The 17,383-nt window shown below is 30.6% G+C and carries 18 protein-coding genes and 2 tRNA genes; all 20 read left to right on the forward strand.

Translation table 11 applies throughout. The features are described from left to right. The first annotated feature begins 21 nt into the window (after window positions 1–21). The 20 genes from ABXT63_RS02515 (at window position 22) to ABXT63_RS02610 (ending at window position 17,381) form a co-directional block, all read left to right on the forward strand. Window positions 22–97 (forward strand) — tRNA-Val (locus tag ABXT63_RS02515). Between the two features lie 14 nt (window positions 98–111). Next, window positions 112–188, forward strand: a tRNA-Asp gene (locus ABXT63_RS02520). An 85-nt stretch (window positions 189–273) separates the two neighbouring features. Then, entirely contained in the window at window positions 274–642 is a 369-nt protein-coding gene (locus tag ABXT63_RS02525) for an NADH-quinone oxidoreductase subunit A (protein ID WP_415321565.1), read from the forward strand. 10 nt (window positions 643–652) lie between these two features. Then, a complete protein-coding gene (locus tag ABXT63_RS02530; RefSeq protein WP_415321567.1) occupies window positions 653–1,174 on the forward strand; it encodes a NuoB/complex I 20 kDa subunit family protein in 522 nt (173 codons plus the stop codon). A gap of 5 nt (window positions 1,175–1,179) precedes the next feature. Further along, entirely contained in the window at window positions 1,180–1,788 is a 609-nt protein-coding gene (locus ABXT63_RS02535) for an NADH-quinone oxidoreductase subunit C (protein WP_415321569.1), read from the forward strand. Next, complete coding sequence (locus ABXT63_RS02540; protein WP_415321571.1) at window positions 1,772–2,947, forward strand: NADH-quinone oxidoreductase subunit D; 1,176 nt, start codon at window positions 1,772–1,774, stop codon at window positions 2,945–2,947. The genes ABXT63_RS02535 and ABXT63_RS02540 overlap by 17 nt, the downstream gene beginning before the upstream one ends. Beyond that, window positions 2,947–3,555: an NADH-quinone oxidoreductase subunit NuoE gene (gene nuoE / locus ABXT63_RS02545; RefSeq protein ID WP_415321573.1), complete on the forward strand. Its 609-nt coding sequence runs from the start codon at window positions 2,947–2,949 to the stop codon at window positions 3,553–3,555. Before ABXT63_RS02540 ends, nuoE begins: the two co-directional genes overlap by 1 nt. After that, entirely contained in the window at window positions 3,548–4,879 is a 1,332-nt protein-coding gene (nuoF, locus tag ABXT63_RS02550; RefSeq protein ID WP_415321575.1) for an NADH-quinone oxidoreductase subunit NuoF, read from the forward strand. Before nuoE ends, nuoF begins: the two co-directional genes overlap by 8 nt. Next, window positions 4,872–6,914 (forward strand): NADH-quinone oxidoreductase subunit NuoG, encoded by a 2,043-nt coding sequence (gene nuoG, locus ABXT63_RS02555; RefSeq protein ID WP_415321577.1) that lies wholly within the window; start codon window positions 4,872–4,874, stop codon window positions 6,912–6,914. The genes nuoF and nuoG overlap by 8 nt, the downstream gene beginning before the upstream one ends. 4 nt (window positions 6,915–6,918) lie before the next feature. Continuing rightward, entirely contained in the window at window positions 6,919–7,917 is a 999-nt protein-coding gene (gene nuoH, locus ABXT63_RS02560; protein WP_415321579.1) for an NADH-quinone oxidoreductase subunit NuoH, read from the forward strand. Window positions 7,918–7,919: 2 nt separating this feature from the next. Beyond that, window positions 7,920–8,405, forward strand: a complete 486-nt coding sequence (gene nuoI / locus ABXT63_RS02565) for an NADH-quinone oxidoreductase subunit NuoI (protein WP_415321581.1) — start codon at window positions 7,920–7,922, stop codon at window positions 8,403–8,405. A gap of 5 nt (window positions 8,406–8,410) precedes the next feature. Beyond that, entirely contained in the window at window positions 8,411–9,043 is a 633-nt protein-coding gene (locus ABXT63_RS02570; RefSeq protein WP_415321583.1) for an NADH-quinone oxidoreductase subunit J, read from the forward strand. Then, window positions 9,039–9,347: an NADH-quinone oxidoreductase subunit NuoK gene (gene nuoK / locus ABXT63_RS02575; RefSeq protein ID WP_415321932.1), complete on the forward strand. Its 309-nt coding sequence runs from the start codon at window positions 9,039–9,041 to the stop codon at window positions 9,345–9,347. Before ABXT63_RS02570 ends, nuoK begins: the two co-directional genes overlap by 5 nt. Before the next feature lie 2 nt (window positions 9,348–9,349). Next, window positions 9,350–11,263 carry an NADH-quinone oxidoreductase subunit L gene (gene nuoL / locus ABXT63_RS02580; RefSeq protein WP_415321585.1) on the forward strand — a complete coding sequence of 638 codons (1,914 nt, stop codon included), beginning with the start codon at window positions 9,350–9,352 and terminating at the stop codon, window positions 11,261–11,263. Continuing rightward, window positions 11,263–12,756, forward strand: a complete 1,494-nt coding sequence (locus ABXT63_RS02585; RefSeq protein ID WP_415321586.1) for an NADH-quinone oxidoreductase subunit M — start codon at window positions 11,263–11,265, stop codon at window positions 12,754–12,756. Before nuoL ends, ABXT63_RS02585 begins: the two co-directional genes overlap by 1 nt. After that, the gene (nuoN, locus tag ABXT63_RS02590; RefSeq protein WP_415321588.1) at window positions 12,756–14,171 is read left to right on the forward strand and encodes an NADH-quinone oxidoreductase subunit NuoN; all 1,416 of its coding nucleotides are present in this window, start codon (window positions 12,756–12,758) and stop codon (window positions 14,169–14,171) included. Before ABXT63_RS02585 ends, nuoN begins: the two co-directional genes overlap by 1 nt. Beyond that, window positions 14,171–14,734: a biotin--[acetyl-CoA-carboxylase] ligase gene (locus tag ABXT63_RS02595; RefSeq protein ID WP_415321590.1), complete on the forward strand. Its 564-nt coding sequence runs from the start codon at window positions 14,171–14,173 to the stop codon at window positions 14,732–14,734. The genes nuoN and ABXT63_RS02595 overlap by 1 nt, the downstream gene beginning before the upstream one ends. Continuing rightward, on the forward strand, window positions 14,731–15,477 hold the full coding sequence (locus ABXT63_RS02600) for a type III pantothenate kinase (protein ID WP_415321592.1): 747 nt from the start codon (window positions 14,731–14,733) through the stop codon (window positions 15,475–15,477). Before ABXT63_RS02595 ends, ABXT63_RS02600 begins: the two co-directional genes overlap by 4 nt. A 2-nt stretch (window positions 15,478–15,479) precedes the next feature. Continuing rightward, a complete protein-coding gene (locus ABXT63_RS02605; protein ID WP_415321594.1) occupies window positions 15,480–17,135 on the forward strand; it encodes a ribonuclease J in 1,656 nt (551 codons plus the stop codon). Next, window positions 17,136–17,381, forward strand: coding sequence for a DUF1467 family protein (locus ABXT63_RS02610; protein ID WP_415321596.1), 246 nt, complete (start codon window positions 17,136–17,138; stop codon window positions 17,379–17,381). The last annotated feature ends 2 nt before the right edge of the window (window positions 17,382–17,383 follow it).

Here is a 17,383-nt window from a genome sequence, read left to right on the forward strand (position 1 = left end):
TGTAATAGTAGCGCTTGTTTTGGGCGGTTAGCTCAGTTGGTAGAGCATCTCGTTTACACCGAGGGGGTCAAAGGTTCGAGTCCTTTACTGCCCACCAAAACAACAAAAAGTGGGGGTGTAGCTCAGTTGGTTAGAGCGATCGCCTGTCACGCGATAGGTCGAGGGTTCGAGTCCCTTCACTCCCGCCACTTTTCCTTATTTTTTTATGTAATATAATATAAAATGAGACGTAAGAGCACTTCAACATGTTATAAAAACTGTTATATAGACTTCATGCTTTCAGATTTTTTAAAAGATTATCTACCAATAATTTTATTTTTAGTTATCGCCCTTGGGTTGAGCTGTGCATTTGTTGTTATAAATTTAATACTCTCACCAAAACATCCTGACCCTGAAAAATTATCAGCTTATGAGTGTGGGTTTGAACCTTTTGAGGATTCTAGAATAGAATTTGATGTTAGATTTTATTTAGTGGCCATTCTTTTTATAATTTTTGATTTAGAGATAGCTTTCCTTTTTCCATGGGCAATCTCCCTGGGAAATATTGGCCTATTAGGTTTTTCCTCAATGATGATTTTTCTATTTATACTAACAATTGGTTTTATTTACGAGTGGAGAAAGGGTGCTCTAGATTGGGAGTAATATTATAAATATGAATTTAGAAGAAAAAAATAAACAAATACCAGAAGAATTTAAAAAACTTTCTGAAGATTTTAGCAAAAATGGTTTTATTACAACATCGCTTGATAATCTTATTAATTGGTCAAGAGCAGGATCATTACATTGGATGACTTTTGGTTTAGCCTGTTGTGCAGTAGAAATGATGCAAACAGCTATGCCAAGATATGATTTGGAAAGATTTGGAGCCGCACCTAGAGGCTCACCTAGACAATCAGATGTTATGATTGTTGCAGGAACTTTAACGAATAAAATGGCACCAGCCCTAAGAAAAGTTTATGATCAAATGCCAGAACCAAGGTACGTTATATCTATGGGTAGTTGTGCTAATGGTGGAGGTTATTATCATTACTCTTATTCTGTTGTTCGAGGCTGTGATAAAATTGTTCCTGTTGACATATACGTTCCTGGATGTCCACCTTCAGCTGAAGCATTACTCTATGGAATTATGCAACTCCAAAAAAAAATTAGAAACAGAGGATCTTTTGATAGATAATTATTATGATTAATTTAACAGATCTTGAAAAAAAAATTAATTCAGAACTTACAACTAAGATTAAAAAAACTGAAATTAGGCATGACCAGCTTTATATAAATATTGATAGCAAAGATTTGATAGATGTCACATTATTTATTAAGAGTAATAAAAATACAAAATTTAGACAATTGATTGATATAACGACAGTTGATTATCCTGAAAATACTCAACGCTTTAAAATGGTTTATTTGTTTCTAAGTCATGAGTTTAACCAACGTATAATATTAAGTTGTTTAATTAGTGAAAATGAAGTTATTCCATCTTTAACATCAATATATCCAGCTGCAAACTGGATGGAACGTGAAGTTTTTGATATGTATGGAGTTAAATTTAAGGATCATCCTGATTTAAGAAGAATACTTACAGATTATGATTTTGAAGGTCACCCATTAAGAAAAGATTTCCCTTTAACTGGGCATACAGAAGTTAGGTACAGCGAGGACCAAAAAAAAGTAATTAAAGAACCAGTAAAATTAGAACAAAATTATAGAAATTTTGATTATGAAAGTCCTTGGGAAGGAACCAAATATATAAAAAAACAAACAGATCAAGAAAATGACAAAAAAAACTAAAACACTAAATCTCAATTTTGGACCACAGCACCCTGCAGCTCATGGCGTGTTAAGGTTAATTTTAGAACTGGATGGTGAGGTTGTTGAGAAAGCAGATCCTCACATTGGACTTTTACATCGTGGCACTGAGAAATTAATAGAAAACAAGACATATATGCAAGCTGTACCTTATTTTGACAGACTTGATTATGTTGCTCCTATGAATCAAGAGCATGCTTTTGCTTTAGCAATAGAAAAAATACTAAAAATAAATGTACCAATAAGAGCTCAATTCATAAGAGTTATGTTTTGTGAGATTGGAAGGATTTTAAGTCACATATTAAATGTAACTACTCAAGCACTAGATGTTGGTGCTTTAACACCTTCACTTTGGGGTTTTGAAGAACGTGAAACTTTAATGACTTTTTACGAAAGAGCTTCTGGCTCAAGGTTGCACGCAAATTATTTTAGAGCAGGAGGCGTTCATCAAGATTTACCAATGGGTCTAGAAGAAGATATAGGTAAGTTTTGTGAATCCTTTCCTAAAATAATTGATGACCTTGAAACATTACTAACTGATAATAGAATATTTAAGCAAAGAAATGTTGATATTGGAATTGTAACTAAAGAGGATGCTTTAGATTACTCTTTTAGTGGTGTTATGATTAGAGGATCAGGTGTTCCATGGGATTTAAGAAAATCACAACCATACGAATGCTATGAACAGTTGGATTTTAAAATACCTATTGGAAAAAATGGTGATTGTTATGATAGATATTTGTGTAGAATTGACGAAATGAGAGAGAGTATTTTTATAATTAAACAATGTTTGTCTAAAATGACCAAAGGACCCATTAAATCATCAGATGGAAAAATTAGCCCTCCACCAAAAAAAGATATTAAACAATCTATGGAAGCTTTAATTCACCATTTTAAATTATTTACCGAAGGTTACCGTGTAGATAAAGATGAAATTTACACTGCTGTTGAAGCTCCAAAGGGTGAGTTTGGTGTTTACTTGATATCGGACGGTTCTGGTAAGCCATATAAATGTAAAATAAGAGCACCAGGCTTTTCTCACTTAGCTTCAATGAATTATTTAATTAAAGGCCATATGTTAGCTGATGTACCTGCAGTATTAGGTTCATTGGATATTGTTTTTGGAGAGGTTGATAGGTAATGAGCTTAAGAAGACCTTCAAAAGAACAGCCTGAAAATTTTGAATTTAATTCCACTTCATTAGAGGCTGCTAAAAAAATTGTAGCAAAATATCCAAAAGACAAACAACAAAGTGCTGTAATGGCTTTACTTTATATAGCGCAAAAACAAAATAATAACTGGATTCCATTAGCTGCCATGAAGTATATTGGTAAATATTTAAATATGCCTTATATAAAGGTTTATGAAGTGGCAACATTTTACACAATGTATAACCTTGCTCCTGTTGGTAAAAATTTTATTCAAGTTTGCACTACCACACCATGTATGATTAGAGGTGCATATAAAATTGTTCAAGCCTGTAAAGAAAAAATTTCTGAAAATGAAAATGAATTATCAATAGATCAAAGCTGTTCCTGGATGGAAGTTGAGTGTTTAGGTGCTTGTGTTAATGCCCCCATGATGCAAATTAATGATGACTATTTTGAAGACCTAGATAAGGAAAAAACATTAAAAATTTTAGATAAGATCCTAAGTGGTGCTTCACCTGAACCAGGATCATATAGAGGTCGTATAAACAATGAACCAGAAAATAACAGAAAAACACTTATGGACTTAAAAGATGCTTAAAGACAAAGATAGAATATTTCAGAATTTATATAATGATAGGGGTTCAGACGTTGAGTCTTCAAAGAAAAGAGGTGACTGGATAAACACTAAAGATTTAATTGATAAGGGTAGAGATTGGATAATAAATGAAGTTAAAGCTTCAGAACTTAGAGGTAGAGGTGGAGCTGGATTTCCAACTGGTTTAAAATGGTCTTTTGCTCCAAAAGAACTTGGTTTAAGACCTCATTATTTAGTGATAAATGGAGACGAGTCAGAGCCAGGCACCTGTAAAGACAGGGATATCTTGAGATTTGAACCTCATAAATTAATTGAGGGCTGTTTGATTGCTGCATACGCTGTTCAAGCACATGTCTGTTATATTTATATAAGAGGAGAATATTTTTTAGATGGTGAGAAACTTCAAGCTGCAATTGATGAAGCTTATAAAAAAAATTTAATAGGAAAAAATTCATCAGGAAGTGGTTGGGACCTAGATATTTATATTCATTATGGTGCAGGTGCTTATATATGTGGTGAAGAAACTGCTTTGCTTGAAAGTATAGAAGGTAAAAAAGGTCAACCTAGATTAAAACCACCCTTTCCAGCTTTAATTGGTCTTTATGGGTGTCCAACTATAATTAACAATGTTGAAACTATAGCAGTAGTTCCAACTATATTAAGAAGAGGTGGCAAGTGGTTTGCATCTTTAGGTAAAGCAAAAAATACAGGAACAAAAATTTTCTGTATTTCTGGAAATGTTAATAATCCATGCAATGTTGAAGAAGAAATGAGCATATCTCTTAAAGAGCTAATAGAAGTTCATGCTGGTGGAGTAATTGGAGGATGGAATAATTTACAAGCTGTAATACCTGGTGGTTCTTCAATGCCTTTAATACCAAAAAAAACTTGTGAAACTTTGACAATGGATTTTGACTCACTTGTGGCAGAAAAAAGTGGATTAGGAACGGCAGGAATTGTTGTTATTAATAAAGATCAGGACATCATTAAATGTATGGCAAGGATTGCTAGATTTTATAAACATGAAAGCTGTGGCCAGTGCACACCTTGTAGAGAGGGTTCGGGGTGGATGTGGAGAATGCTTGAAAGAATGGCCAAAGGTGAAGCCTCAAGAGATGAAGTTGATATGTTGGCAGATGTCACTACTCAAATTGCAGGACATACTATCTGTGCTTTTGGAGAAGGTTCCTCATGGCCTGTACAGGGTTTATTAAGGCATTTTAAAAAAGAAATTGAAGAAAGAAATAATTTTAATCCAACTTTTGATAAGGAAAAAAATATTCCTTACTTAGTTGATCAACATTTATTAAATAAAAAAGATGCTTAAATTAAAAGTTAATGAAATTGATATAGAGGTTGAAGAAGGTTTGACAGTACTCCAAGCATGTGAAAAAGCAGGAGTTGAAATCCCAAGATTTTGTTATCATGAAAAATTATCTATAGCGGGTAATTGTAGAATGTGTTTAGTGGAAATAGAAAAATCTCCTAAACCTGTAGCTTCATGTGCAATGCCTGCAACTGAAGGAATGAATATTAAAACAAATACTGAGTTTGTTGAAAAAGCAAGAAAGGGAGTGATGGAATTTTTGTTGGCTAACCATCCTTTGGATTGTCCTGTTTGTGATCAGGGTGGCGAATGTGATTTGCAAGATCAATCAATGTTTTATGGTGTAGATAAGTCAAGATACAAAGAAAATAAGAGAGAAGTTTCTGAAAAAAATATGGGTCCTTTAATCAAAACGCAAATGACTAGATGCATACATTGTACTAGATGTGTCAGGTTTGCAACAGAGGTTGCTGGTGTTCCAGAGATTGGAGCCATAGGTAGAGGTGAGGATATGCAAATTACAACATATCTAGAGCAGTCTATGCAATCAGAACTATCAGCTAATGTTGTGGATTTATGTCCCGTTGGTGCTTTAACATCTAAACCATACGTATTTGAAGCTAGACCGTGGGAATTAAAAAAAACTGAATCTATTGATGTAATGGATGCTATTGGTTCCAATATAAGAGTTGACACATATGGATGGGAAGTAAAAAGAATTTTACCAAGAATTAATGAAGATATTAATGAAGAGTGGATTTCAGATAAAACTAGATATGCTTGTGATGGCCTGTTAAACCAACGTCTAGATACACCCTTTATAAAATATAATGGTAAATTTGAGAAAGCATCATGGAGTGAAGCTTTTAATATAATTAAGTCTAAATTTAAAAATGCTGACAAAGATAAGATATGTGGAATTACTGGCGATCTAGTTAACATGGAAACCTTATATTTATTTAAAGAGTTTTTTAATAAAACACTAGGTTCATACAATGTTGAATCAAGAAGTGACCATACATATCTAAACCCGCAAAAAAGAGAAAATTATTTATTTAATTCAAAAATTAATGGAATAGAAGAAGCAGATTTTATTCTACTTATAGGAAGTAATCCCAGGTATGAAGCAACAATTTTAAATGCACGTATTAGAAAAGCATATTTACAAAATAAAACAAAAATAATTTCTTTAAATGATATTGGTGATCTTACTTATCCATATGAGTCTTTAGATGGTAATATTGAAAATATTAAAAAAATTACAGAAGATAATCATGAAATATCTAGCTTAATTAAAAATGCTAAAAAACCTTTAATCATCTTTGGTCAATCTAGTCTAAAAACGAAATCTGCAAAATATATTTTTGAATCTATTAAATTTTTTTTGGAAAAAAATAATAAAATATCAGACGAGTGGAATTCTTTAAATACAATTTCAGAAAATGCTGCTACAGTTGGTAGCTTTGACTTAGGATTATATAAAACTGAAGATGGTTCCAATGAAGTGTTGAAAGATTTAGAAAATCATAAATTTGAAATTGTTTACTTATTAGGTGTGGACAATCTTAAATTTGAAAAAAAAAGTGAATTTATAATTTATCAAGGAAGTCACGGAGATAAAGGTGCAGAGATGGCAGATATTATACTTCCAGGAGCCACTTATACAGAACAAAATGGTTATTTTACAAACCTAGAAGGTAAATTGCAAAAAGCTTTTAAAGCCTCTTATCCACCAGAAGAAGCAAAAGAAGACTGGTTGATAATAAATGAATTAGCTGAAGCAATGAATCATAGAAAATTATTCAATGATAAAGATGAGTTAGATAGCAGCATGCTTAATCAAATAAATTTATATATTGAAAAAAATAATTCTATTAAATCTTCTGATGTTAAAAATTCAGAGTTTAAACAAGAAATTTTAAAGATTGATAATGAAGATTATTATTATTCAAATGCTATAGCTAGAGCTTCTAAGACGATGTTTGAATGCAAGACTTCTAAGGCTAATTTTAAATCAACTGGCACAGAAAGTTAATAGTATGGAATACTTAACTGTAATCTTTTCAGAAACTTATAAAATTTTATTTTTATTAGTCCCAGTTCTTGTTTCTGTTGCGATGATTGTTTGGCTTGATCGTCGTATCTGGGCCTTTGTGCAAAAAAGACAAGGACCTAATGTTGTTGGACCTTTTGGTTTACTTCAGTCTTTGGCTGATGCATTAAAATATATATTTAAAGAAGTTATTATTCCATCAAGCTCTAATAAGGTGATATTTATATTAGCACCAATTGTTACCATGACTTTAGCATTAGTATCTTGGGCTGTTATCCCTTTTAGCGCAACACAAGTACTTGCAGACATCAATGTGGGTATTCTTTATTTATTTGCCGTTTCATCTTTAGGGGTTTATGGGATTATTATGGGTGGTTGGGCTTCGAATTCAAAATATCCTTTTTTAGGTGCAATTCGATCTGCTGCTCAAATGGTATCATACGAGGTTTCAATAGGTGTTATTATAATCAACGTTTTGCTTTGTGTTGGTTCACTAAACTTAAACGATATAGTTTTGGCTCAAGAGAACTTATGGTTCGTGATTCCGCTATTCCCAATGTTTGTAATTTTTTTTATTTCTGCTTTAGCTGAAACTAATCGACCACCATTTGACCTCCCCGAGGCTGAAGCGGAACTCGTTGCTGGATATCAAACTGAATACTCTGGAATGATGTATGCAATGTTTTGGTTGGGCGAATATGCAAACATTCTTCTTATGTGTGCTATGGGATCAATTCTCTTTTTAGGAGGGTGGTTGTCACCAATTGAAATTTACCCATTCAATTTAATACCAGGAGCTATTTGGTTAATTTTCAAGATTTTATTTCTTTTTGTATTATTTGCATTGGTAAAAGCTATTGTGCCAAGATATAGATATGATCAATTAATGAGATTAGGTTGGAAAATTTTCTTACCTTTATCACTTATATGGGTTGTTCTAACAGCAAGTTACTTATTTTATTTTAATTTATTACCAATTAATTAATTATGAAAATTTCCAGAATATTTAAAACTATTTTTATGCTAGATTTTTTAGGAGGTTTTTTTATTGCTTTAAGAGAACTTTTTAAATCTAAAAAAACAATTAATTATCCTTTTGAAAAAGGAAAAATTAGCCCTCGTTTTAGAGGTGAGCATGCTTTGAGAAGATATCCTGATGGTGAAGAAAGATGTATTGCATGCAAATTGTGTGAAGCTGTATGTCCAGCACAAGCGATCACCATTAAATCAACCGAAAGAGCAGATGGAAGCAGAAAAACTACCAGATATGATATTGACATGATGAAGTGTATTTATTGTGGTCTTTGTGAGGAATCATGTCCAGTGGATGCAATTGTTCAAGGGCCAAATTTTGAATTTTCAACAGAAACTAGAGAAGAACTATATTATAATAAAGAAAAACTTTTAGATAACGGTGATAGATGGGAAAATATTTTAGCAGCTAACATTAGAGCAGACAAACCTTATAGATAATTATTATGTTAGCACACGCAATTTTTTTTTATATTTTTTCATTTATAGCAATTGTTTCAGCAATAATGGTTACTGTTTCTAAAAATACAGTTCATTCTGTTTTTTTTTTAATTTTAGATTTTATTAGTATTTCCTGTTTATTTATAATGATAGGTGCAGAATTCCTTGGAATGATTATGCTAATTGTTTATGTGGGTGCTGTAGCTGTTTTATTTTTATTTGTTGTTATGATGTTAAATGTAGCCCAGCAAAAAAATCAATGGTTCAGTGCAAAGGAAAGTTCAAAGCATATTCCTGTTGGTTTGATTATTAGTGTAATTATATTTTTTGAATTAATAATTGTAATTGGTGGATGGAAATATAAACCTGATTTATTTTCAGCTATGTCCTTAACTGTTGATAAAGAAGTTACTAATACACACGCTATAGGTTATGTTTTATATACAGACTACATTCATATTTTTCAATTAAGTGGGATGGTATTGTTAGTTGCAATGATTGGTGCCATCGTTCTCACTTTCAGACAAAGATCTGGTGTTAAAAGACAAAGTTATTTCAGTCAAATATCAAGAGAAAGATCTGACGGTGTTGAATTAATGGATGTTGAAAGTAATAAGGGAGTTAAATCTGATGATTGATATTGGTTTAGGTCACTACCTTACTTTAGGAGCTATAATATTCACGATTGGCATTGTTGGTATATTTTTAAACAGAAAAAATATCATAGTAATATTAATGAGTATCGAGCTTATTCTATTAGCAGTAAATATTAACATGGTGGCTTTCTCTATATTTTTGAATGACATAACAGGTCAAATTTTTACACTCTTTATATTGACTGTAGCAGCTGCAGAAGCTGCCATAGGTTTAGCAATTATAGTTGTTTATTATCGAAACTCCTCAACAATTAGAGTTGAAGATATAAATAGTTTGAAAGGTTAAATATGGAATTAGCTTTAATATTTCTTCCTTTATTAGCCTCAATAACTTCAGGTTTTTTTGGTAAATATTTGGGTGATAGAAACTCGGAGATTATAACTAGTCTTTTCGTGTCAATTTCAGCACTTCTCTCAATTGTATTATTCTATCAAGTAATTGTTAACGAATATGAAAATAATGTTGTTGTAGCAACTTGGATTAATTCTGGAACCTTAGATGTTAATTGGTCTATTAAAGTTGATGCTTTATCATCGGTAATGCTTGTTGTTGTAACTTTAGTTTCGGCTTTAGTACATATTTATTCAATTGGCTATATGTCTCACGATCCACATAAGCCAAGGTTCATGGCTTATTTATCACTTTTTACTTTTTCAATGTTAACTTTGGTTACATCTGATAATTTTCTTCAATTATTCTTTGGATGGGAGGGAGTAGGACTTTGTTCGTATTTCTTGATTGGCTTTTGGTTTAAAAAAGACTCAGCAAATGCAGCTGCAATAAAAGCCTTTGTAGTAAATAGAGTGGGTGACTTTGGTTTTGCCTTAGGGATTTTTTTAATTTTTTACTTATTTGGCACTGTAAACTATGCAGAAGTTTTTAATCAAATACCACAAATTGCTGAAAAAAAACTTTTATTTTTAGGAATGAATTTTGGAGCAATCGATTTAATTTGTATACTTTTATTCATAGGAGCTATGGGTAAATCAGCTCAAATTTTTTTACACACATGGTTACCAGATGCTATGGAAGGTCCTACTCCAGTATCTGCATTAATACATGCTGCTACGATGGTTACAGCAGGTGTTTTTTTGATTGTTAGATGCTCCCCAATCTTTGAATATTCCCCTTTAACTTTAAATATTATTACAATAGTTGGAATGACAACTGCTTTTTTTGCTGCAACTGTAGCTATGGTTCAAGCAGATATAAAAAAAATTATTGCTTATTCAACATGTAGTCAACTAGGTTATATGTTTTTTGCTGCAGGAGTGGGTGCTTATAACGTTGCAATGTTTCATTTATTTACCCATGCATTTTTCAAGGCATTACTTTTTCTAGGATCAGGATCTGTAATTCACTCATTTAAAGACGAACAAGATATAAATCAAATGGGAGGTGTTTATAAAAAACTTCCATACACTTATACTTTTATGATTATTGGCACATTAGCTCTTACAGGTTTCCCCTTTCTTTCTGGTTTTTACTCAAAAGATGCAATTATAGAATTTGCTTATCTTAGAGGCAATACAGTTGGTTATTATGCTGCTGGTGTCGGCATTTTAACAGCATTACTTACTTCTATATATTCTTGGAGATTAATTTTTAAAACATTTCATGGAAATTATAATAATAAAAAATCAAAAATTGAAGAAATACACGAATCACCTATGGTGATGCTTATACCCTTGTTTGTATTAGCAGTTGGTGCAATTTTTGCAGGGCTTTTGTTTAAAGATTTATTTATTGGTCATGGAGGGGAAAATTATTTTTGGGGAGACTCTATTAAGTTTATAACTCCATTAAGCACAGATCACCCACCATTATGGGTTATTTTAATTACACCGATACTTGTTCTTTTATCTATACCTATTGCTTACTATTTATTTGTAAAAAATAAAGAATTACCAAATCAATTTGTTCAATCTAACAAACCACTATATAATTTTTTAGTTAACAAATGGTATTTTGATGAATTGTATGACTATATATTTATTCAATCTTCCAAAAAAATTGGGTTATTTTTTTGGAAAACAATAGACGTAAAAATTATTGATAAATTTGGACCTGATGGCCTTTCTCTATTAATCAAAAACTTATCATTGAAAGCTAGTAAATTTCAAAGTGGATTCATTTATCAATATGCCTTTATGATATTGATTGGTCTTTCTGCTTTATTAACCTTTTTAATTTTACACTAATGAATTTTCCAATTTTATCATCTCTAATTCTTTTACCTACCATTGGAGCATTATTTTTATTATTTTCAAAAGATAGAAATTCAAATACAGTTAAATATGTTGCTTTGTTTGCTTCTTTTGTTAACTTTTTAATTTCAATTTATTTATGGTATTTATTTGATCCCTCAACATCAAGCTTTCAGTTTGTTGAAGACAGAGAATGGTTAAAAGGATTTATTAATTATAAAGTTGGTATAGATGGTATATCAATTCTATTTATTATTTTAACAACCCTTATAACTCCACTTTGTATTATATCAGTTAACAATACAATTAAAGATAGATTGAGAGATTTTCTTATTGCAATATTAGTGATGGAAAGTTTAATGATAGGGGTTTTTTGTTCACTTGATTTAGTTGTATTTTACTTATTTTTTGAAGCAGGGTTAATTCCTATGTTTTTAATTATTGGAATTTGGGGTGGGGCAAGAAGAGTTTACTCTGCTTTTAAATTTTTTTTATACACTTTACTTGGCTCAGTTTTAATGTTAGTTGCAATAATTTCAATTTATTGGATTGCTGGCACGACCGATATAATACAACTTTATGAATTGGGTATTGATACAAAATATCAAAATTTATTGTGGCTTGCTTTTTTTAGCTCTTTTGCTGTTAAAACACCTATGTGGCCTGTTCATACTTGGTTACCTGATGCTCACGTAGAAGCACCAACTGCTGGTTCGGTTCTTCTTGCTGCAATTCTATTAAAAATGGCCGGATACGGTTTTATTAGATTCTCATTAGGCTTATTTCCTATAGCCTCAGAATTATTTACTCCTTTAGTGTATTCATTAAGTTTAATTGCAATTATTTATGCGTCTCTAGTTGCCTTAATGCAAGAAGATATGAAAAAACTAATAGCATATTCTTCTGTAGCGCATATGGGGTTTGTAACTTTAGGAATTTTTACAATTACACAGCAGGGTATTGAAGGAAGTATAATTCAAATGATTAGTCATGGGCTTGTTTCAGCTGCATTATTTCTATGTGTGGGTGTTGTTTATGATCGTATGCACTCAAGACTAATCAAGACTTATGGTGGTCTAGTTTCTGTGATGCCTAAATATTCAATTTTATTTATGCTGTTTACTTTGGCCGCATTGGGACTTCCAGGCACTAGTGGCTTTATAGGAGAATTTTTAATTTTAATGGGTGCATTCAAGGATAATTTTTTAGTAGCAGTTATTGCTAGTTTTGGTGTTATTTTTGGTGCTGCATATATGTTATGGCTATATAAAAGGGTAGTTTTTGGAAATTTAATAAACAAAGACCTTCTAAAAATACCTGATTTAGATAATTCTGAAAAATTTATTTTATGGAGTTTGGCTATACCAGTATTATTCTTTGGTTTTTACCCAGAACCACTTTTTAACACGATTGAAGTATCGGTAAATGACTTAATTGAAATGTATAATTTTAACTTAAATATGTTCGGTCCCGAGGTACAAAACTAATGAATAATTTGAATTTTATTTCTCCTGAAATCTTTATCTCTTTATCGATAATGTTTTTATTAATTTTGGGTGTTTTTAAAAGAAATAGCTCAAGTTTAATTCATAATCTTTCAATAGGGCTTTTATTGATTACTGGAATTTTAATTTTAAATAATCCTTTTGATAGAGCCGTGACCTTATTTGGAAATGGTTATGTAATTGACAACCTCTCATCTTTAATGAAAATTTTTACAATTTTAGGTGGAGCTTTTGTATTATCAATTTCAACAAAATATTTAAAGATATCTCAAATTTTCTTAATTGAGTATCCAATTTTAATCCTTTGTTCAATTTTAGGAATGATGGTTATGATTAGTTCTAACGATCTCATAGTTTTTTATATTGGACTTGAATTACAATCATTAGCTTTGTACGTTTTAGCATCATTTAATAGAGATCAATTAAAATCATCTGAATCAGGTCTTAAATATTTTGTATTAAGTGCACTTTCTTCTGGTTTATTACTTTATGGCTGTTCTCTAATTTATGGGTTTTCTGGATCAACTAATTTTAATATTATTAGTAATTCAATGGATTCTACTCATTATGGCTTAACATTCGGAATAGTTTTTATCCTAGTGGGATTAGCTTTTAAAATATCTGCTGTACCATTTCATATGTGGGCGCCTGATGTTTATGAAGGATCACCAACATCTGTAACATTGTTTTTTGCTATAGTACCTAAGGTTGCAGCTTTGACTGTCTTTATTAGATTCTTATATGTTCCATTTTTTAATATGATTGATCAATGGCAACCTATCATAATTTTTTTATCAATTGCTTCAATGATATTTGGAGCTGTTGCAGCTATTGGACAGAATAATTTAAAAAGATTGGTAGCGTATAGTTCTATCGGTCATATTGGTTACGCTTTAGCAGGACTTTCTGTTGGAACTAACGAAGGTATTCAATCATCTATAGTTTATATTTCTATCTACTTAGTAATGAATCTTGGCTTATTTAGCTGCTTACTTATGATGAAAAGAAACGATCAATACTTTGAAACTATTGATGATTTATCAGGTTTATCAAAAAACCACCCAGTTTTATCGCTGTCATTACTTGTTATACTTTTTTCATTAGCTGGCATTCCACCATTAGCTGGTTTTTTTGCTAAGTTTTATGTATTTAAATCTGTGATTGAACAATCAATGTATTTTTTAGCAATTGTTGGCTTACTATCAACTGTGATAGCTGCCTTTTATTATTTAAGAATAATTAAAGTTATTTATTTTGATGAAGAAAGAGAAAAATATGACACTGATCATAGTATTTGGTTGAGATTATCATTAACTTTTTCAACGTTGTTAATTCTTTTATACTTTATCTTTCCTAGCAAATTAGTGGAAATTGTATCTAGAATTAATATTATTTAATGAAGTTAAAAAAGTTCAATTTTAAAATTGTAAATAGCACAAATGATCTAGCTATTAAAATAATTAAAAATACCGATAATAAATCAGGAATCGTAATTGCAGAGAAACAAAAAAGAGGAAGAGGTCAATATGGGAAAAAGTGGACTTCATATAAAGGAAATTTATTTGTAAGCATTTTTTTCCAAGTTAGTCTGGTTCAATTATCAATTAAAGATTTGACAAAAGTTAACTGTCTTTTAGTAAAAAAACTATTATCAAATTTTTATAAAGATAAAATTATGATTAAAAATCCAAATGATTTGTTAATAAATAATAAGAAAATTTCAGGTATATTACAAGAAACACTATTTAAATCAGGTGAAAAATTTATTATTGTTGGGATTGGTATAAATTTGATTAAGAGCCCAACTATAAAAAATTATTTGACTACAAATCTTTTTGACTTAACTGGTGTAAAAATTACACCTAATAATGTAATTTTAAAGCTAAAAAAAATTTATGAATCTTTTATTCCAATATTATCTGAATTTAATATAAAAAACTTAAACAAAAATTTAAAATGATTATTATTGGTGATGTAGGAAATACAGAAACTAAAATTTGTTTGGTAAACTCTAAAAATATTATTATTAAAAGAGTTAGCTTAATAACAAAAAAAATAAATTCTCCTTTACTTAAAAAATCTTTATCCAATCTAATCTTAAAAGATCAACTGATTGACAAATGCTTGTTTTGTAGTGTTGTTCCAAAATCATTTAATAAAATTAAAAGTTTCTTTAATAAAAATTACAAAATTAAATGTCACGAACTGAAAAAGCTTAAACTAAATAAATTAATTAAAATTAAAGTTAACTATAAGCAAATCGGTTCTGATAGATTAGCTAACGCAATTAGCGTTATTAATGATAAAGATAATTTTATAATTTTAGATTTTGGAACCGCCACAACATTTGATGTTTTGATTAAAAATACTTATCATGGTGGTGTTATTGCACCTGGCGTTAAACTCTCACTTGATACATTGACAGATAAAGCAACACAAATCCCTAGAATCAATTTAAAAATAACAAATAAGGTTATTGGCTTAAACACTATTAGTGCGGTTAGAGCTGGTTTTTTTTGGGGCTATAAGGGTTTAATTGACAATATCATTAATTTAATTAAGAAAGAGACCAAGATGTCCTTTAAAATTATAATTACTGGAGGATTTTCTAATTTATTCAAAAATTCAATAAAAACGAAAGTTACATTAAATAAAGACATTACAATTAACGGCCTAATCAGAGCAACTACTTTAATTAAATAAATATGAAAGATGAATTATTATTTTGCCCTTTAGGGGGATCTGGAGAAATTGGTATGAATATGAACTTGTTTGCCTATGGAAAACCAGGCGAGCATAAATGGATCATGGTTGATATAGGAGTAACATTTGCAGATGATACGTTACCAGGAATTGATCTGATTTACCCAGACCCTGGATTTATAGTGGATAAAAAAGAAGACCTTTTAGGAATTATTTTAACTCATGCACATGAAGATCATATAGGAGCGATTGCACATCTTTGGCCCCAATTAAAATGTAAAATTTTTGCTACTCCATTTACTGCAGTCTTGATAAGAGAAAAACTTAAAGAAAAAAATATTGATGCAACTAACTATCTAAAAATAGTTCAATTAAATGGGACAGTAGATTTAGATCCTTTTAAAATAGAGTACATAACTTTAACTCACTCAATCCTTGAGCCCAATGGACTTAGAATTGAAACTCCTGCTGGTGTAATATTGCATACTGGAGATTGGAAGATTGACCCAGAACCACTAATTGGTGAAAAAATTAACTCTGATAGACTTAAAGAGATAGGTAAAGAAGGTGTCCTTGCCATGGTTTGCAATTCAACAAATGTATTTAGCATGGGAAAAGCTGGTTCAGAACTAGATGTAAGAAAAAGTTTATTAAATATTATGGGTAGCCTTAAAAAAAGAATTGTTATGGCTTCTTTTGCATCAAATGTTGCACGTATGGAAACAGCATTTTATTGTGCGGAAAAAACGGGTAGACAAATATCTTTAGTTGGAAGATCCATGCATAGAATATTTAAAGCAGCAAGACAATGTGGATATTTAAAAGATGTTATTGAACCTATAGATGCTCGTGATGCAAAAAAGATTGCTAGAGAAAAAATAGTTTATCTTTGTACTGGTAGCCAAGGTGAACCTATGGCAGCACTAATGAGAATTTCAAGTTATACTCACCCAGATGTATTCATCGAAAAAGATGATGCTGTTATTTTTTCATCTAAAATTATTCCAGGCAATGAAAAAAAATTATATAAATTACAAAATCAATTAGTTAGGGATGGTATTGAAGTTATTTCAGAGGAAAGTGAATTTGTTCATGTTTCTGGACACCCAAATAGAGATGATCTAAGAGAAATGTATGATTGGGTTAAACCTCAATGTGCAGTTCCTGTTCATGGAGAACACAGACACATGATTGAACATATGAAATTTGCACACGAAATGAAAGTTCCACACCCGGTTCAAGTAGAAAACGGTGACATTGTAAAATTAGCTCCAGGTAAACCCCATGTATTTGATAAAGCTCCAAGTGGTAGACTTTATTTAGATGGAAATATGAGTGTTGAGGAAGATGCTCAATCAATTAAAGATAGAAAAAATATAGCTGCTAATGGATATATGGAAGTGACAATTTTAATTACAGTAAAAGGAAATATTCATAAAAGACCTGTATTAACTTTTAGAGGCTTACCTGTATATAATGCTGACGAATTTATATATGAATTAGAAGAAGCAATAGAAAAAACTACTAGAACTTTTTCTATAAAAAGTAAAAAACAAGAATACAATTTAATTGAAGCATTAAAAATTACATGTAGAAAATGCGCTAAAGAATTAACTGGTAAAAGACCATTTATAAATATCAATCTTGTAAGAATATAGATGAGCGCAACAGGTCTTGCTATAATTTATATAATAATTTGGTGGATGGCTTTTTTTATAATTCTTCCAATTGACGTAAATAGACAAAAATCAATTAAAATTGATGGTGAAGATGCTGGTTCCCCTGAAAACCCAAGAATGTTAAAAAAATTCATCTATTGTACTGGTATTACAACTGTTATTTTCATGATAATTTATCTGTTGATAACATATGAAATTTTAAATTTAAGATCTATAATTAATTAAAA

Source organism: Candidatus Pelagibacter sp. Uisw_092, assembly GCF_047729545.1.
Classification (GTDB): Bacteria; Pseudomonadota; Alphaproteobacteria; order Pelagibacterales; family Pelagibacteraceae; genus Pelagibacter.